This window comes from Bacillus sp. AFS055030, from assembly GCF_002574545.1.
In the GTDB taxonomy this organism is placed as follows: Bacteria; Bacillota; Bacilli; order Bacillales; family Bacillaceae_G; genus Gottfriedia.
In genome coordinates, this window is the sequence record NZ_NUGT01000009.1 from 98283 (window position 1) to 115037 (window position 16755).

20 protein-coding genes and 3 tRNA genes are annotated in these 16755 nt (G+C 31.5%); 8 read left to right on the forward strand and 15 right to left on the reverse strand.

Translation table 11 applies throughout. From position 1 onward, the window contains the following. Nucleotides 1-63: 63 nt before the first annotated feature. The 5 genes from CN925_RS03670 to CN925_RS03690 form a co-directional block, all read right to left on the reverse strand. On the reverse strand, nucleotides 64-1281 hold the full coding sequence (locus CN925_RS03670; protein ID WP_098844919.1) for an MFS transporter: 1218 nt from the start codon (nucleotides 1279-1281) through the stop codon (nucleotides 64-66). A 115-nt stretch (nucleotides 1282-1396) separates the two neighbouring features. After that, on the reverse strand, nucleotides 1397-2005 hold the full coding sequence (locus CN925_RS03675) for a superoxide dismutase (protein ID WP_098844920.1): 609 nt from the start codon (nucleotides 2003-2005) through the stop codon (nucleotides 1397-1399). Nucleotides 2006-2204: 199 nt separating this feature from the next. Beyond that, nucleotides 2205-2294 (reverse strand) — tRNA-Ser (locus tag CN925_RS03680). A 12-nt stretch (nucleotides 2295-2306) separates the two neighbouring features. Beyond that, nucleotides 2307-2383: transfer RNA gene (locus CN925_RS03685), tRNA-Met, on the reverse strand. Nucleotides 2384-2395: 12 nt separating this feature from the next. Further along, nucleotides 2396-2470, reverse strand: a tRNA-Asn gene (locus CN925_RS03690). Nucleotides 2471-2770: 300 nt separating this feature from the next. Between CN925_RS03690 and CN925_RS03695 the strand changes: the two genes are divergently transcribed. The 3 genes from CN925_RS03695 (at nucleotide 2771) to ispG (ending at nucleotide 5200) form a co-directional block, all read left to right on the forward strand. Further along, on the forward strand, nucleotides 2771-3529 hold the full coding sequence (locus CN925_RS03695) for a DUF1189 domain-containing protein (RefSeq protein WP_098844921.1): 759 nt from the start codon (nucleotides 2771-2773) through the stop codon (nucleotides 3527-3529). Between the two features lie 120 nt (nucleotides 3530-3649). Further along, nucleotides 3650-3982 carry a hypothetical protein gene (locus tag CN925_RS03700; RefSeq protein ID WP_098844922.1) on the forward strand — a complete coding sequence of 111 codons (333 nt, stop codon included), beginning with the start codon at nucleotides 3650-3652 and terminating at the stop codon, nucleotides 3980-3982. Between the two features lie 117 nt (nucleotides 3983-4099). Next, the gene (gene ispG / locus CN925_RS03705; protein ID WP_098233313.1) at nucleotides 4100-5200 is read left to right on the forward strand and encodes a flavodoxin-dependent (E)-4-hydroxy-3-methylbut-2-enyl-diphosphate synthase; all 1101 of its coding nucleotides are present in this window, start codon (nucleotides 4100-4102) and stop codon (nucleotides 5198-5200) included. Nucleotides 5201-5265: 65 nt separating this feature from the next. On the opposite strand, the gene CN925_RS03710 is transcribed toward ispG, so the two are convergent. The 4 genes from CN925_RS03710 to CN925_RS03725 all read right to left on the reverse strand — a co-directional run bounded on the left by CN925_RS03710 (nucleotide 5266) and on the right by CN925_RS03725 (nucleotide 9221). Continuing rightward, a complete protein-coding gene (locus CN925_RS03710) occupies nucleotides 5266-6348 on the reverse strand; it encodes a sulfate/molybdate ABC transporter ATP-binding protein (RefSeq protein ID WP_098844923.1) in 1083 nt (360 codons plus the stop codon). A gap of 11 nt (nucleotides 6349-6359) precedes the next feature. Then, nucleotides 6360-7241, reverse strand: coding sequence for a sulfate ABC transporter permease subunit CysW (gene cysW, locus CN925_RS03715; protein WP_098844924.1), 882 nt, complete (start codon nucleotides 7239-7241; stop codon nucleotides 6360-6362). Nucleotides 7242-7250: 9 nt separating this feature from the next. Then, nucleotides 7251-8075, reverse strand: a complete 825-nt coding sequence (cysT, locus tag CN925_RS03720; protein WP_098844925.1) for a sulfate ABC transporter permease subunit CysT — start codon at nucleotides 8073-8075, stop codon at nucleotides 7251-7253. A 93-nt stretch (nucleotides 8076-8168) separates the two neighbouring features. Beyond that, entirely contained in the window at nucleotides 8169-9221 is a 1053-nt protein-coding gene (locus CN925_RS03725; protein WP_098844926.1) for a sulfate ABC transporter substrate-binding protein, read from the reverse strand. A 322-nt stretch (nucleotides 9222-9543) separates the two neighbouring features. Between CN925_RS03725 and CN925_RS03730 the strand changes: the two genes are divergently transcribed. Next, nucleotides 9544-10308 (forward strand): arylamine N-acetyltransferase family protein, encoded by a 765-nt coding sequence (locus tag CN925_RS03730; RefSeq protein WP_098844927.1) that lies wholly within the window; start codon nucleotides 9544-9546, stop codon nucleotides 10306-10308. Between the two features lie 94 nt (nucleotides 10309-10402). Continuing rightward, complete coding sequence (locus CN925_RS21510; RefSeq protein ID WP_286138258.1) at nucleotides 10403-10534, forward strand: hypothetical protein; 132 nt, start codon at nucleotides 10403-10405, stop codon at nucleotides 10532-10534. Nucleotides 10535-10706: 172 nt separating this feature from the next. Here CN925_RS21510 and CN925_RS03735 read toward each other — a convergent pair whose 3' ends face one another. The 6 genes from CN925_RS03735 to CN925_RS03760 all read right to left on the reverse strand — a co-directional run bounded on the left by CN925_RS03735 (nucleotide 10707) and on the right by CN925_RS03760 (nucleotide 14605). Next, the gene (locus tag CN925_RS03735; RefSeq protein ID WP_098844928.1) at nucleotides 10707-11162 is read right to left on the reverse strand and encodes a hypothetical protein; all 456 of its coding nucleotides are present in this window, start codon (nucleotides 11160-11162) and stop codon (nucleotides 10707-10709) included. A 151-nt stretch (nucleotides 11163-11313) separates the two neighbouring features. Beyond that, nucleotides 11314-12096, reverse strand: a complete 783-nt coding sequence (locus CN925_RS03740; protein ID WP_098844929.1) for an SDR family NAD(P)-dependent oxidoreductase — start codon at nucleotides 12094-12096, stop codon at nucleotides 11314-11316. A gap of 162 nt (nucleotides 12097-12258) precedes the next feature. Beyond that, complete coding sequence (locus CN925_RS03745; RefSeq protein WP_098844930.1) at nucleotides 12259-12423, reverse strand: DUF4083 family protein; 165 nt, start codon at nucleotides 12421-12423, stop codon at nucleotides 12259-12261. Nucleotides 12424-12577: 154 nt separating this feature from the next. Then, on the reverse strand, nucleotides 12578-12988 hold the full coding sequence (locus tag CN925_RS03750; protein ID WP_098844931.1) for a Fur family transcriptional regulator: 411 nt from the start codon (nucleotides 12986-12988) through the stop codon (nucleotides 12578-12580). A 7-nt stretch (nucleotides 12989-12995) separates the two neighbouring features. Continuing rightward, nucleotides 12996-13832 carry a metal ABC transporter permease gene (locus tag CN925_RS03755; RefSeq protein ID WP_098844932.1) on the reverse strand — a complete coding sequence of 279 codons (837 nt, stop codon included), beginning with the start codon at nucleotides 13830-13832 and terminating at the stop codon, nucleotides 12996-12998. Then, complete coding sequence (locus CN925_RS03760) at nucleotides 13829-14605, reverse strand: metal ABC transporter ATP-binding protein (RefSeq protein ID WP_098844933.1); 777 nt, start codon at nucleotides 14603-14605, stop codon at nucleotides 13829-13831. The genes CN925_RS03755 and CN925_RS03760 overlap by 4 nt, the downstream gene beginning before the upstream one ends. A gap of 267 nt (nucleotides 14606-14872) precedes the next feature. Here CN925_RS03760 and CN925_RS03765 point away from each other — a divergent pair, with 267 nt between their 5' ends. From CN925_RS03765 to CN925_RS03775, 3 genes are all read left to right on the forward strand, one after another. Continuing rightward, a complete protein-coding gene (locus CN925_RS03765; RefSeq protein ID WP_286138259.1) occupies nucleotides 14873-15742 on the forward strand; it encodes a YitT family protein in 870 nt (289 codons plus the stop codon). Between the two features lie 297 nt (nucleotides 15743-16039). Beyond that, nucleotides 16040-16291 carry a DUF2624 family protein gene (locus tag CN925_RS03770; RefSeq protein WP_098844934.1) on the forward strand — a complete coding sequence of 84 codons (252 nt, stop codon included), beginning with the start codon at nucleotides 16040-16042 and terminating at the stop codon, nucleotides 16289-16291. A 119-nt stretch (nucleotides 16292-16410) separates the two neighbouring features. Next, nucleotides 16411-16710 carry a hypothetical protein gene (locus CN925_RS03775; RefSeq protein WP_098844935.1) on the forward strand — a complete coding sequence of 100 codons (300 nt, stop codon included), beginning with the start codon at nucleotides 16411-16413 and terminating at the stop codon, nucleotides 16708-16710. The last annotated feature ends 45 nt before the right edge of the window (nucleotides 16711-16755 follow it).

Consider the following 16755-nt stretch of genomic DNA (forward strand, 5'->3'; position numbering starts at 1 on the left):
ATATAATTTTATTGTCTTGAAAATAGAATAACTGCTTAGTTTTTGACAATTTAGTGACAATAATTAAGCATGCTTATATTCTAAATTCCTCATTACGAAATAGACCAAAAAGTGTCCAGCACCAAATAAACACATTAATAGTGGAATTACTTTTTCTGGTGGAAATATCGATGTACATACAATGAAAACTGCAATAGAAAACATTCTACCGCTATTTAAATACACTTCACGTATTACGATATATTCCACTCTATATTCCCTGGCCTTATACGATTTTCCTATTATATCATATGTTAAAGATAAGTAAGGTACTAAAATGATTGGATACGCCAAAGAAATTATTGCACCGTAGATCATTAATAAAGGAAAAGAAACTTTAAAAGCGATTACAAAAACAGCGCAGAATAATAGTAAACCGCCAATAAAGATCGCTTTCATTCTATAATTTTCTTTTATAATCCTTGTAACGATATAATAGGTAATAAAGCTAATTAATGATGTAAGTAGCCCGTATTTCCCTAATGCAAATTCACTTCCTGTTGATATAAAAATATAAATTGAAATAACAAACAGAAAAATTCCTTCCCGAGTCCCTTGAAAGAAATTAGCATAAGTTACTTTTCGCCAATTTTCATTTAATTTTCTTTCTTGTATAACTCGCTTAATATTGAACTCACTATCAAGTTCCCGTCTAATTAAGAAACAACTTAAAACTACTGCACATATAAATAAGATAACTGCAGCAAGAAACACAAAATGATATCCTTTATTTCCGATCATTGAGGAAATAATTACTCCTGCAATAAACGGGCCAATCATACCTGTGAACGAATTAATAATCCCTAAAAAACCATTAAAAAATTGTCTAGTTTCAGGTTCAGTAACTTCAAACGTTAATAAATTAAAAGCTAAATAGTAACATCCATTCCCAATTCCTAAGATTGCCCCAATCAAAATTGTTGCTAATAATGTCTTCGTTTCAAAAAGTAAAACAACTATGTAGAATATTGCTAAAAAAGAAATACCAGCCCTTAAAATGAAAACTCGATCAATTGTTTTAGCTAATCTTCCTGCAATTACGAATGTAATAGCTTGGAAAAAAGCAATCGAAAATTGGTATGAAGCAATTGGTAAATAATTATTTGATTGCTTCCACAAATAAACATTTACAAATGTGCTAGATAAAGCTGTCGCTAAAGTAAACAATCCACTAACACTCAGTAAAAGAATTAAGTCTTTATTTAAATCTACATCACCTAATAAAAATTTCCACTTACTCATAATAAACTCTCCTTTGTCTCATGAACTAGTTTTCCGAGTAAATGAAAATTTATCCTTTTTTTAGCCATAAAAAAACACTACTTAAATAAATTAAGTAGTGTTCATTTTTTATAAATTATTTAGCAGCTTGGTATAATTCTTCTACTTTTTCCCAGTTAACTACATTCCAGAATGCACCAACGTAGTCAGGACGTTTGTTTTGGTAGTTTAAGTAGTAAGCATGCTCCCATACATCTAAACCTAAGATAGGAGTTTTACCTTCCATTAATGGTGAATCTTGGTTAGCAGTGCTAGTCACTTCTAACTCACCATTGTTTACTACTAACCAAGCCCAACCAGAACCAAAACGAGTTAATGCAGCTTGAGTGAAAGCAGCTTTAAACTCATCTAGGCTACCGAATTTAGCGTTAATTGCTTCAGCAACTTCACCAACTGGAGTACCTGTACCTTCTGGAGTTAATAATGTCCAGAATAAGCTATGGTTAGCATGTCCACCACCATTGTTACGTACTGCTGTACGGATTCCTTCTGGAAGTGCATCTAAGTTTGAAATTAATTCTTCAATTGAAGAAGCAGCTACTTCTTTCCCTTCTAAAGCAGCGTTTAAGTTTGTTACATATGTATTGTGGTGACGAGTGTGATGAATATTCATTGTTTCTTTATCAAAGTGTGGCTCTAATGCATCATAAGCATAAGGTAATTGTGGTAATTCAAATTTTGACATTTTTAATTTCCTCCCAAAGATAATAGTGAATTTCAATTTAAACTTATCAAATATACAGAAAGATTTCAACAGTAATGCTCGAGAAAAGGAAAAGAAAGTAAAAAACATTAATTCCTGGAAGAAAAATTTCATCTTTATTATTTAACAATCAAACGAAAAAAGTCTTCAACAAAAATGTTGAAGACTTTTTCACTAAATAAGGAGTAAGAGGGATTCGAACCCCCGCGGGCTGTTACACCCCTGTCGGTTTTCAAGACCGATCCCTTCAGCCGGACTTGGGTATTACTCCATAATAAATTATTGGTAGCGGCGGAGGGAGTCGAACCCACGACCTCACGGGTATGAACCGTACGCTCTAGCCAGCTGAGCTACACCGCCAAACTATATAAATGGCTCCGCAGGTAGGGTTCGAACCTACGACCACTCGGTTAACAGCCGAGTGCTCTACCACTGAGCTACTGCGGAATAATTAATGTTGTCCTTAAGACAATATTTAATTTATCATGTTTCAAACTAAACGTCAATACTTTTAATTATTTTTTTCATTATTAATTTATATTAACGATTTATTAGTTTTTGATCCAACATTTAGACCAAACTTAAATTTGATTAATAAACCTTTTCATTCTCTTTTACTCATATCTTTTTTAATGAAAAAGTTTTCTATTCAATTACAAAAAAAAGATTATAATATACAAAATAGCCCGAAAGTTACATAATAAATTTCGGGAAGTGAAATAACATTAAATAAGAAAGGATGAGTTTATGAATCTATTTAAACAATTTTGGTTTAGTTTATTCTCTCCAAAAACAATATCAAGATATAGACTCCAAAAAATCGGTAAAACAATCTTTTTTCTATTCCTACTAGCAATTTTATATACTCTTCCGGGTTTCTTTTCATTTGAAAAAAATGTGAAGCTTCAAGTGAACAATGTTTCTGATTTGCTAAAGGATAATATTCAATCAATTTCTTTAAACAAAGGAGCTTTAACAATTAACGATAATACGCCGTTTGAACGAAACATCGGTGAATATAAATATGCTATCTATCCAAATGAAACAGTTATACCTTCAAAATTAAAAAATGAACAGTTTGCTGTTGTTGTGTTAAAAAATAGAGTCGTTATTAAAAATGATAAAGGTGAGCAAGATTATCCCTACCCTTCATTAAACTCTACTGAAATACACAAAGCAGACGTTTCAAAATTTATTAAAAATATAAATGAAGCTCTTCCGGTATTTTTAATCGCATTATTTTTCCTATTTTATTTAGGATCTTGTATCTTCATATTTATAGTTGCTATATTGTTAGCGTTTTTAACAGGTTTATTTAAATCGACTAAGCACTTGCCTTTTAGACAACGCTTTGCAATGGTTTCGTATAGCTTAACACTTCCTACCGTTATCTATTTATTGCTAGGATTACTGAATATAACGATTCCATTCCAAACATTAATTTTTATTTTAATAACGGTTGGTATGTACACATTAACAATTAAAAATTTACCTTCTAAAAAATAATGTTTACAGAGGTGTGTTTCACACTTCTTTTTTTTTGCTAAAAAATATATGAATCCAAGCTCCTAGTAGGAATATTGGTTGTGTGGACAAGCATATATTCTACAAAAGGAGTGATGATTAATGAAAAAAATAGCTTTTTTACTAGGTTCTTTATTGCTTGCATATATAATATTCTTTGACCTTCAAGTTGGGACAATTCCAAATAAAGATATTCCTACAGTGGCAAAAGCAACGAAATCTGAAACAAAATCAAGCTCACTTCCAAAATTTGAAAAGATTCAAGTTAAAAACGGTGACACTGTTTTAGGAATTATCGAAGACCTTAATCCAAACTTTAACCAGCCAATTAGCCAAATTACAAAAGATTTTAGTGCATTAAACGATGGACTTTCTCCTACTAAAATCCAAAGTGGAAAATCATATAAATTCCCAATTTACTCTTCACAAAAATAAAATTTATGATATATTTCTTTAGAACCAGTTGATAAAATGAGTAATCATGAAGAAAATATGATAATGTAGATTTATACAAAATAGAAATAAAGTTATTTTTGAAGGAGCGAGTTACTCGTGAACGAAATTACACATAGAAGTAAAACACGTGCAGTTAAAGTAGGAAATGTAGTTGTTGGTGGAGCAAATGAAATTTCAATCCAAAGTATGACAACAACAAAAACACACGATGTTGAAGCAACAGTTGCAGAAATTAAACGACTTGAAGAAGCTGGATGTCAGATTGTTCGAGTAGCAGTACCAGACGAAAGAGCTGCAAATGCAATTGCTGATATTAAAAAACAAATTAATATACCACTTGTTGCAGATATACACTTTGATTATAAATTAGCCTTAAAAGCAATTGAAGGCGGAGTAGATAAAATAAGAATTAATCCAGGTAATATCGGTCGTAAGGAAAAAGTTGAAGCAGTTGTAAATGCTGCTAAAGCAAAAGGAATTCCGATTCGTATCGGTGTTAATGCTGGTTCATTAGAAAAAAGAATCTTAGAGAAATATGGTTACCCAACTGCTGATGGAATGGTTGAAAGTGCATTACATCATATTAAAATTCTTGAAGATTTAGATTTCCACGACATCATTGTTTCGATGAAAGCATCAGATGTAAACCTAGCAATCGAAGCTTATGAAAAAGCTTCAAAAGCATTCAATTATCCATTACATTTAGGTATTACTGAATCTGGTACTTTGTTTGCAGGTACAGTTAAAAGTGCCGCTGGTTTAGGTGCAATCATTAGTAAAGGGATCGGAAATACAATGCGTATCTCATTAAGCGCAGATCCAGTTGAAGAAGTAAAAGTCGCAAGAGAACTACTTAAATCTTTCGGTTTATCTTCAAATGCTGCGACATTAATTTCATGTCCAACATGTGGCCGTATCGAAATTGACTTAATTAGTATCGCAAATGATGTTGAAGAATACATTTCGACACTGAAAGTACCAATTAAAGTAGCCGTACTTGGATGCGCAGTAAACGGTCCTGGTGAAGCCCGTGAAGCAGACATCGGTATTGCTGGAGCTCGTGGTGAAGGATTACTATTCCGTCACGGGGAAATCGTACGTAAAGTACCAGAAGCAACAATGGTTGAAGAACTAAAACGCGAAATCGATATCATTGCCAAAGAAAAACTAGCTGAACTAGAAGCAGCAAAAGGTTAATAATAAAAAAAGGTTAAGGACAATTTAATTGCTCCTTAACCTTTTTTTATTCTTTTCCTATTATGTTAAATCGAATAATCTTGAGGAATAAATACTTTCAATTCATTAGGACGAACAAATACCCTTTCCCCAAGTTGAATATTAAGTTCGTAGAAAAAATCGTTCATGATTTCAATTTCAACATAATCATTTGTATCTTCCCGTAGGACTTCCACATAAACGATCGGACCTACAGCATGAATATGGGTTACGATTGCACTGATTGAAGTTTGATTTGTTTCAAATTTTTCGATTGTAATTTGATGAGGACGAACATACCCCGTAACCTCTTTATGTTCTTTATGATCTTGTTCAACTAATTCTGGTAATGGGATTTCTAATCCTCCACTAATTAGGCTGCCCTTATTTATCCTTCCATGAAATAAATTTACTTTACCAAGAAAATCATAAACAAACGGACTTGCTGGTGTATGGTAAACTTCTTCAGGTGTTCCAATTTGTTCGATCGTCCCGCCATTCATAATAACAACTCGATCTGCAACTTCAAGCGCTTCCTCTTGATCATGCGTTACAAATATACTCGTAATATGGATTTCATCATGGAGTTTTCGTAACCATCTTCTTAAATCTTTACGAACTTTTGCATCCAATGCCCCAAATGGTTCATCTAATAATAATACACTTGGTTCAACAGCTAATGCCCTAGCTAATGCAACACGTTGTCTTTGTCCACCAGATAATTGAGAAGGAAAACGATTAGCAAAACTTTCTAATTTGACTAATGATAATAATTCCATCACTTTCTCATTAATTTTTCTTTTTATAGGACGTGTAGCTCTTGGCCTAACTTTTAAACCAAATGCAATATTTTCAAAAACAGTCATGTGCTGAAATAAAGCATAATGCTGGAATACAAATCCTACATTTCTTTCTTTTACTTGCACATTTGCTACATCCTGATCTTCAAAAAATATTTCACCTAAATCTGGATTTTCTAATCCGGCAATAATTCGTAACAAAGTTGTTTTACCTGATCCAGATGGACCTAATAAAGCAACCAATTCCCCTTTTTTTATATTTAAATTAATTCCTTTTAAGGCAGCTTCATTTTCATAACTTTTTATGACATTTGAAACTTTAATTGACATACAATCCACTCCTAATGTTTCTCTTCCTTTAGAACTTTCCATTCAATAATATTCTTTATAATTAATGTCAGAATCGCGAAAATGGACATAAGTGACGCAACTGTATATGCTTGTGGAAATTGGTACTCATTATATAGATTTTCAATATGAAGTGGCATCGTAATTGTTTCCCCACGAATATGTCCAGATACAACTGATACAGCACCAAATTCTCCAACAGCTCTTGCATTGCATAAAATAATGCCATACAAAAGTCCCCATTTAATTTTCGGAAGTGTCACCTTCCAAAAAATATGCCATCCGTTCGCACCTAAAGTAAGTGCAGCTTCTTCTTCAGCACTCCCTGTCGCCTGCATAACTGCAATTAATTCTTTCGCTACAAAAGGCAATGTGACAAAAATTGTTGCTAAAACAATTCCCGGAGTGGAAAAAATGATTTTCAAATTATGTTCCTTTAACCAACCACCAAAAATCCCATTATTCGGACTAAACAATAAAACAAATAAAAATCCTGCTACAACAGGCGATACTGCAAAAGGTAGTTCAATTAAAGTTACTAATATATTTTTTCCTTTAAAATTAAATTTCGTTGTAGCCCATGCGATTGAAACGCCAAAAATCGCATTTAGCGGTAAAGTAATAATCGTTACCAAAAACGTCAATTTAATTGCTGCTAATGTCTCATCATTTACAATCGCTTCTTTATAAACACCAAAACCATCTTGTAAAGCCTTTATAAAAATCGAAACTAATGGTAGAAATAAAAATAGCGCTAAAAAAAGTATGACAATACCAATTAATATGATCTGAATCGTATTGGTGTTTAATGCTACTCTTTTTTCTGTACTAGCATTCACTTCTATTTTTCTCTCAATCTTAAACTCTCGTTCCATTCTTAACCCTTACCCCCTTTTAACAAATGCACGATTTGCATATCTTTGAAAAATACTAATGATCAATAAGAGTAAGAAAGAAATTACTAATAAAACAACTGCAAGTGCGGTTGCACCCGAGTAATCATATTGCTCCAATTTTGTCATAATTAACAACGGTGTAATTTCAGTTTTCATTGGCATATTTCCAGAAATAAACACGACAGACCCATACTCACCTAATGATCTTGCAAATGCTAAAGAAAATCCAGTCAATAACGCTGGTAAAATCCCTGGGAAAATTACCTTCCAAAAAATTTGAAAACGGTTTGCACCTAAACTTGCCGCTGCTTCCTCGACATCTTTTTGAAAATTTTCAAGAACCGGTTGAACCATTCTAACGACAAATGGTAACCCAATAAATGTAAGAGCTATAATAATCCCAAGTGGTGTATAAGCAATTTTAAAAGAAAAAAATTTTCCTATCCAACCATCTGGAGAATACAATGTTGTTAAAGTAATACCAGCAACTGCAGTCGGTAATGCAAAAGGTAAATCAATGAAAGCATCGACAATCCGTTTTCCAGGAAAACGATAACGTACAAGCACCCAAGCTACTAATAAACCAAAAACAGCGTTAATAATCGCAGCAATAAAGGCAGTTCCAAAACTGACTTTATAAGACATTAGTACTCTATCTTCACTAATAATCTTTAAAAATTTAGACCAACCTATATCAAAAGAATGTAAGAACAGCATCGATACCGGAAGAAAAATAAAAAAACTTATATATAATATTGAAAATCCAAATGTTAATCCAAATCCAGGTAGGATTCTATTTCGCTTCTTAAACAAATATTGTCAATCCTCCTTAAAATAAAGAAGACTTGGCTTAAGTTTTAGTGAAAAGCCTAAAAGTCCAAGTCCTTCTTATTTTCCAATTACGTATTATTGATAAATTTGATCAAATACTCCACCATCATTAAAATGTTTTGATTGCGCTTTACCCCATCCTCCGAAATCTTTATCAATTGTTAACAATGGCAGGCTAGGATATTGTTTACTATATTTTTCGAGAATCTCTTTATCTCTCGGACGATAATAATTTTCTGCAATAATCTTTTGACCTTCTTTACTATAAAGATAAGATATGTAGGCTTTTGCCACTTCTTCAGTTTTCTTTTCCTTTACATTTTTATCAACAAGTGCAACAGGTGGCTCAGCTAGAATACTAATCGAAGGATAAACAATTTTATATTCCCCTTCACCTAATTCTTTCACTGAAAGTAAGGCTTCATTTTCCCATGCTATTAATACATCTCCAATTCCTTTTTCAACAAATGTAGTTGTTGAACCACGTGCGCCAGTATCTAATACTGGAACGTTTTTATATAATTTCTTCATAAACGCTTTTACTTTTTTTTCATCACCATTATATTTTTTGTCTGCATAACCCCAAGCAGCCAAATAATTCCACCTTGCACCACCTGAAGTTTTTGGATTTGGTGTAATTACTTGAACTCCTTTTTTCGTTAAATCATCCCAATCCTTAATATTTTTTGGATTTCCTTTCCTTACTAAAAAGACAATTGTTGATGTATAAGGAGTTGAATTGTATTCAAATTCTTTTTGCCAATTAGGGGATATTAGTTGTGCCTTTTCATTAATTGAGTCAATATCATATCCTAAAGCTAGTGTAACTACATCAGCATCTAAACCGTCGATTACTGCTCTAGCTTGTTTACCAGAACCTCCATGAGACTGTTTAATTGTTACAGTTTGGTCATGTTCTTTTTCCCAATAATGACTAAAAGCTCTATTATAATTTTCATATAATTCGCGTGTTGGATCATAAGAAACATTCAACAATTCCACTTTTTTACTTGCTGCTTTAGTATTGGTTACCTCTGATTGATCGTCTTTTAAGGTTGCATATAACACTCCCGAAACTGCTAATACAACAACTACCGAGCTAATAATCCATTTCTTTGCCCCCACAATGATCTTCCCCTTTCATTTGCAATATTGCGATTTTTATTTATACCCATCTCTATACTTCAACACATTAAAATCTCCCCTTTAAGGATTTAGCCTTTTAAAATGCAAAAAGACCCTTAACTAAAGAATATAGTTAAGGGCCTTTGGTCTTCCAATCAGCCATATTGATTTTTTATATAAGCTTAATAATAAACACACTATTCCTATGTGTCAACTATGATTTTAGAAAAATTAAAATTATTTCTCTTATTATATACTTCTTAACCAATCCTCATTGTATACTCATTATATTTACGACTTACAATTAAATTTTTTGGAGGATTGCATGCTAATCGAATCATATTTTAAACACATCCGTTTGAAACAAACCGAAACAATTTCATATTCCTCATTAAAGCAAATTCATAAGTATCATTTACTTTCAATACCATTCGAAAATATCGATATTATTTCTAAAATACCACTCTCAATGACCCCTTCTAAAGTTATGAAAAAAATTGCTTCAGGTAAACGAGGTGGAATTTGTTTTGAAACGAATTCATTACTTTTTTCAGTCTTACAGGAAATTGGTTTTAATGTATCATATATTTCAACTAAATTTTGGAATGAAGAAAAACAGTGTTGGAATCCCGAATTCTCACATTTATCTATTTTAGTAAAAATTGACGAACAAAACTATCTCGCTGACGTAGGAATTGGTGGGGGGTTTTTAGAACCACTCTTGCTTCGTGATCATTATGAGTACTCCGATTCAAATGGATCCTATCGAATGATCGAACAAGACAATTCGAATTTCATCCTTCAAAAATTCAATGGTTCTTGGAAAGATTTACTGTTCATTTCAACTATTCCAAAGCAACTTCAACAATTTGAAAAACAATTTCGTTACTGCCAAACTAGTAATGAAACAATTTTCACCCAATATAAAATCGTCAACTTATTAACGAAAGAAGGAAGAATTTCACTATCAGATCACCAATTAAAAGTAACTAAAAATCATAGAATCTGTATAACTGAAATAAAAAGCCAAGAAGAGTGGCAATCTATTTTTAATAATCTATTTAATCAAAAAGTAGAAATTAATGGTTAACCGATTTGCTCATGCCTTAAAGTCCCCTCCCTGACTTATAAAATAATTAATTTTGCACAAATTAACTTTAACCGAATCGAAGGGAGCAATTAACTTGAAAAATCGCGAAAAGCAAAACAATCTAATCAGAGATAGAAGAGAAGATGAAATAAATAATCTAAATCAAAGCAAACAAAATAACCAACCACTTCCGCAGCCAAAGGATATTGAAGAAATAGAATACTAAAAAAGAAAGAGGATGACCTAAAAGTATAAACTTTTGGAACATCCTCTTATTTTTCTCATTTCATTTTAATTTTTTATGGGAATTTCATAACATCTTATTTTCGCGGATCATCATTCTGTAGTTAAAGTTTTTAGTATCTCTAATTGGAAAGGACTTATCAAACAGTCTCACGCTAATACCTCGCACCGTTTATATTCCACACAATAAAAGTACATACAAAGATTAATCCAAATAAAAACATCAGTATAAATCCAGATAATTTTGCTAACCCTTTTTCTTCTTTAATAATTGCTATTACACCAGTAATTAGACTTGCAAAAAGACAGATATAATAAATATAAAATGAAATAACCTTAATTGTTTTTAAAGTTTCGATTGTAAATGCAAAAATTGCACTAATTAAACTACCTAAAACAAAAAAGTACGCTAGCTTACCGATTTTTTGACTAAACTTAATTACTCCATTTGTAATTATTCCAAAACAACTGATTAAAGAAAGCCAAAAAATCCCTTCTAAGATTCTTCTGCTAATAATTGGCAATGAGTTCGCAAAATGTCCTATAAATGAAATAAAGATAATAAACAATAATATGAAGACATTTCTTCTATATTTTTTGAGCTCCTGCAAACCACTCAGCCTCCTAGGCTATAAGTTTATTAAACATCTTGCCCTTATGCATATTATTCAACAATAGAGCGAATTCCCCTCTATTTAGCGGAAAAAAACAAATAAAAAAGAACAAAACGACTCAGGAAACTACCTGAGTCGTTTTGATCAATTATATTCTTCGTTGGATATACCTTACAACGTTCGTAACTACTTTTCTTGGCATGAATCGAACAGAATTTGCTAGTATTTTATTCTTTATTCCAGGAATCACAATTGTTTTTCCATCTCTAAATCCCCTATATGCTACTTTAGCAACATCTTTTGCATTCCCTACTCCACTTTGGAATAAATTTGATTCATGCATATTTGCACGTTGTCCAAAATTTGTTTCTGTTGCACCTGGACAAACAGCTGTTACTTTAACATTTGTCCCTTTCATTTCGTTCGAAAGTGCTTCAGTAAAAGAAAGAACATAAGTCTTTGTAGCAAAATAAACAGCCATTAATGGCCCAGGTTGAAATGCTGCTGTAGAAGCAATATTCATCACTCCACCTTTATTTCGTTCAATCATCCCTTTTAAAAACAGTTTTGTAAGATGTGTAACTGTACGTATATTTAAATCAATCATGTTTAACTCTTCGTCTAAATTTGTAGTTGCAAACTCCCCAAATAATCCAAACCCAGCATTATTCACTAAATAGTCAACTTGAATTTTTTGGGTATTTAATTCCTCTTGTAAAGAAACGATTTCCTTTTCCTTAGACAAATCCATTGGAAATAGATGTACATTTACTTTCGACATTGATTCAATTTCACTTTTTACTACCTTTAAATTCTCAATCGATCTTGCTACTAAAACTAAATCAAATCCATCCTTTGCAAATAAAATAGCTAATTCTTTTCCAATTCCTCCAGATGCACCTGTAATTAATACGGTCTCATTTGACTTCATCGCTTTTACTCCCTACTTTTCACACTTATATTATTTAATATTTAATTTTCAATAATGATTATAAGTTTAAACATTTAAACGTATTTGATGAAACTTACTATACCTTATAATTTAAAAAAAGACAATACTCTATTGTCTTTTCAAACTTGAAATATTAGTCTACTAATCTTTTTTTATGTTTTCATTAATTTGATCAAGCTTTGCCTCAAGCCTCTGCATTTGAAGCCTATTTTTTCTATTTGATCGAAAAATAAATACAACAAAAATAATAATAGCAACTGGTATCAAAAATACAATTAATTGAAAGATTAAATCTCCTAAGACCATACCAAATACCCCTTTCTTATTTTAGTAATTTAAACAATTTCTAATTAAAGTATAAACAAAATTGGAATATTATGTAATAAATTCAAAAAATTTAATTACTCTCCCGAAAATAAAATAGAGAGTACCATTTGCACTCTCTAAAAGTAGAACGAATTCAACTACATTCTGGACAAAGACCGTAAATTTCAAATTTATGACTTTGTACAGTATAACCAGGTAAATCAACAGATAAATTGTCCATAGGGCATCTATAAATACTTTTTGTATTACCACAATCCAAACAAATAAAATGATGATGATGTTCAGCAGAAGAACATTTGGATCGGAAACGTTTTTCACCATCTAGTTCTGTAACTTCCACTACATCAACTTCAATAAAAGTAGATAAATTACGATAGATCGTATCAAAGCTTAGTCCTTTGTATTTATCTTTCAATGCTTGTTGAATGTCTCTTGCAGTTACATATTTATTTTGCCTAAAAATATATTCAAGCATATCATATCGTTTAGGCGTATTTTTGAAGCCTTTATCTTTTAATAGTTTTGATGCATCTGCTAATTTCATCTAATCACTACCTTTGACTTGTTCTTAATTTCTTCAAACTTAAAGTAAAAATAAGAATAAGGATTTGCAGGATCACAATCGTACCACCAGGCGCGAGATTTAAATTATATGAAAGCAAAATACCTGCAACAACTGAAAACTCTCCGAAAATGATTGAAAAGAAAATTGTTTGCTTAAAGCCCTTCGAAATACGTATGCTCGCAGCTACTGGTAAAGTCATTAAAGAAGATACTAATAAAACACCTACAACTCTCATCGAAATGGATACGACTAATGCCACTAATAATATAAACAAATAATGAATCCATTTCGCATTAATACCTGAAGCAACAGCATATTCTTCGTCAAATGATAAGAGGAACAATTCTTTGTAAAGGACTATGATAGATATTACTACAAATACAGCTATAATTATGACAGTAATTAAATCTTCTTGTGAAACGGCACTAACACTACCGAATAAATAACTAAATAGATCCGTATTAAATCCATTAGCTAATGAAATTAAAATGACGCCTAACCCCATTCCCCCTGAAAGAATGATTGGAATGGCTAACTCTTGATAATGTTTATAAACACTTCTTAATTTTTCAATTAAAAATGCTCCAGCAACTGAAAATGTCATCCCCATAAATAAAGGGCTAATAAAGCCAGAAGTAAAGAAATACTTTTCAAGTAAAAGACTTGCTGCAACCCCTGATAATGTCACGTGACTCAAGGCATCAGAAATTAGTGATAATCTCCTAAATACAACAAATACACCTAATAATGGAGCCATAACGCCAATAATCATTCCGGTGATTAATGTATTTCTCAGAAAATCATAATGAAAAAAATCCATCATACTCTATCTCCTCCATTCTCGTGATTATGAGATAGTACATGCACAGAATGGCCATATAGAAGAGACAAATCCTTCTCAGTAGCATCTTTAAAGTGATCTCGGCTTCCATGGAAGTGTAATCTTTTATTTAAACATGCAACATGTGATACTTTATCAGTAATAATGCCTATGTCATGAGATACTAATAATAAAGTAATACCAAGCTTCGTATTTAAATCGCTAAGTAATTGATAAAAGCTTTCGACATTTTCAGCATCTACCCCAACGGTCGGTTCATCGAGTATTAATAGTTCGGGATTACTTACAAGTGCTCGTGCAATAAAGACACGTTGTTGTTGTCCACCTGAAAGTTCTCCGATGTTACGATTTGCAAATTCATACATTCCAACTGATTTTAAAGCTTCGACAACTTTTTGTTTATCCGAATTTTTAAAACCGTTAAACAATCCAATTTTAGAAACAAGACCTAAAGATACTACCTCAAAAACCGATGCTGGAAATCCAGAGTTAAAACTATTTGCTTTTTGAGATACATAACCAATCTTATCCCAACTTTTCATTTTTTTTATATCTGTACCAAATAACTCTATTTTTCCTTCATCTGGTTGTTGGATCCCTAATATACATTTTAGTAAAGTTGATTTCCCACTACCGTTCGGGCCAACTAGACCTAAAAAGTCTCCTTTTTTTACTAGAAGATTAATGTCAGTTAATACCTTTTGACGTTCATAACTATAAGACAAATCCTCTATTTTTATGATATTTTGACTCATTTATTAAAACACCTTCATCTATTTAGGAATAATTACGTTTTATTTCAAGTTCTTAGTATAAGAGAATACCTCATATTTGTAAACAAAGAAAACTCGGCAAAATATTATTCGTTTTTTAATTAAATTCATCTAGGGTAAAATCTCTAAATAACTTAATTATCTAAAAAAATATTTAATGTATTTTTAATAAAATAAGCACTTTCACTTTGTGACAAAAAATACAATATGTTACAATTAATATATAAATATAGATAAAGAGGTGGTTTTTTGAACGCAATTACACATCGTAAGCTTTCAAACTTTAAGATTATTAGACGGGGGTTTTTTATTACATTTGGTGCTGCTTTAATGGCACTTTGCTTAAAAGCATTCTTTATTCCAACTGAAATCATTGATGGTGGAATCGTAGGTATCTCTTTGATCCTCTCCCATATTACTTCGATTAATCTCGGTATTTTTCTATTCTTGTTAAACTTACCTTTTGTAATAGTAGGTTATAAACAAATCGGTAAAACATTCGCTATTTCAACTTTATACGGTATCACTGTACTTTCAGTATTTACCTCCCTATTTAAGGATCTTCCTCATTTAACTAATGATCCTTTACTTGCTGCATTATTTGGTGGATTAGGTTTAGGTATTGGTGTAGGATTAGTAATTCGTAATGGTGGCTCACTTGATGGGACTGAAATAATAGGAATACTTTTAACAAAATCATCACCTTTTTCAATAGGTGAGGTTGTTATGGCATTTAATGTATTTATTCTTGGAAGTGCAGGTTTTGTATTTGGATGGGATAATGCTATGTACTCATTAATTGCCTATTATGTAGCATTTAAAACAATTGATTTAACAATTGAAGGGTTCCAGGATACTAAATCTGTTTGGATCATTAGTGATCAAGATAAAGAAATCGGTGATGCATTAAACGCCAGATTAGGTCGTGGTGTTACTTATTTTCATGGCGAAGGTGGCTATATGGGTGAAGATAAAAAAATCATCTTTACAGTCATTTCAAGACTTGAAGAAGCAAAATTAAAATCGATTGTTGAAGACTATGATGAAAATGCCTTTATAGCAATCGGTAATATAGCTGATGTTAAAGGTGGAAAGTTTAAGAAAAAAGCAATACATTAATAGTAAACAATTAAGCTTGAATTCTATCATGAATTCAAGCTTTTCTATTTTAATAGCTTAATTGAGTTTATAAATTTAATCTGTCCTCATTCAAATTCTCGTTATTTCAGTATCAGGATTTACTGGAAATGTGAGTGTCTTTTAGCTGCTTCTAAAATTTCCATATGAAATCCTCACTTACTTTTTTACATATTATATTTGAAAAATCAACTTAAGATTAATATCCTGTGCTCATTATTTATCATAACCTTTCATAAAATTTATTGATGTAATACTTCATCTAAGAGGAGGTTCACAATGAATATTATCCAAACTCTCATAAATAAAAAGGTTAATAGTATAACACCAAAGGATTTATTAAAATTAAGTCAACAATATCAAGTGTATATTACACCAGATCAAGCCAATAAAGTGGCAGGAATATTAAATGGTAAAAATTATAATATTTATGACGCAGAACATAAAAAACAAATTCTTACCCAAATTGCAAATGTTACCTCTAAAGCCACTGCACAACAAATTGATACTATTTTTCAAAAGCTAACTTAAGCTTGGTTTAAATGTTCGTTAAAAAGCTTTAATATATAACTCTGCTCATTTCACAAGTCATATAATGCTCATACAAAGAATCAACTAACTATTCTAAAATGAAATGAGAGGGGAATAATATGGATTTGCATGAGCTACATTATGAAATCATTTATTTAGACAAAGAAACAGATACTGAAGTGAAATTCAAACACATGTTTCATATGGATGATTTAAGCCATAGCTTAGCCCTTAATATCGCAAGTAGTTTTATTGAACGTGACAAGGCACATGTGGTCTATATTAAATTAATACATTTAGACGAACATGATCACGAAATAGTTAGTAATGTAGTCACTGTAAAAAGAATTAAAGAAGGAAAAATAATTGCTTCATATTTAGATAGTAAGTTAAAGAAGGTTGTAGAAATAGAATTATAAAATAGTTCGAAAGTGGCTATCTTATGAGTGTCCTTCGAAAAAAGG

What these genes read in the sequence shown, in the direction of transcription:
- CN925_RS03775 (WP_098844935.1), top strand. Translation starts at nt 16,411, where the DNA reads ATGGATTTGCATGAGCTACATTATGAAATCATTTATTTAGACAAAGAA.
- cysW (WP_098844924.1), bottom strand. Translation starts at nt 7,241, where the DNA reads ATGGAACGAGAGTTTAAGATTGAGAGAAAAATAGAAGTGAATGCTAGT.
- CN925_RS03730 (WP_098844927.1), top strand. Translation starts at nt 9,544, where the DNA reads ATGCTAATCGAATCATATTTTAAACACATCCGTTTGAAACAAACCGAA.
- CN925_RS03695 (WP_098844921.1), top strand. Translation starts at nt 2,771, where the DNA reads ATGAATCTATTTAAACAATTTTGGTTTAGTTTATTCTCTCCAAAAACA.
- CN925_RS03755 (WP_098844932.1), bottom strand. Translation starts at nt 13,832, where the DNA reads ATGATGGATTTTTTTCATTATGATTTTCTGAGAAATACATTAATCACC.
- CN925_RS03675 (WP_098844920.1), bottom strand. Translation starts at nt 2,005, where the DNA reads ATGTCAAAATTTGAATTACCACAATTACCTTATGCTTATGATGCATTA.
- CN925_RS03710 (WP_098844923.1), bottom strand. Translation starts at nt 6,348, where the DNA reads ATGTCAATTAAAGTTTCAAATGTCATAAAAAGTTATGAAAATGAAGCT.
- CN925_RS03670 (WP_098844919.1), bottom strand. Translation starts at nt 1,281, where the DNA reads ATGAGTAAGTGGAAATTTTTATTAGGTGATGTAGATTTAAATAAAGAC.
- CN925_RS03770 (WP_098844934.1), top strand. Translation starts at nt 16,040, where the DNA reads ATGAATATTATCCAAACTCTCATAAATAAAAAGGTTAATAGTATAACA.
- CN925_RS03700 (WP_098844922.1), top strand. Translation starts at nt 3,650, where the DNA reads ATGAAAAAAATAGCTTTTTTACTAGGTTCTTTATTGCTTGCATATATA.
- CN925_RS03745 (WP_098844930.1), bottom strand. Translation starts at nt 12,423, where the DNA reads ATGGTCTTAGGAGATTTAATCTTTCAATTAATTGTATTTTTGATACCA.
- CN925_RS03760 (WP_098844933.1), bottom strand. Translation starts at nt 14,605, where the DNA reads ATGAGTCAAAATATCATAAAAATAGAGGATTTGTCTTATAGTTATGAA.
- CN925_RS03740 (WP_098844929.1), bottom strand. Translation starts at nt 12,096, where the DNA reads ATGAAGTCAAATGAGACCGTATTAATTACAGGTGCATCTGGAGGAATT.
- CN925_RS03750 (WP_098844931.1), bottom strand. Translation starts at nt 12,988, where the DNA reads ATGAAATTAGCAGATGCATCAAAACTATTAAAAGATAAAGGCTTCAAA.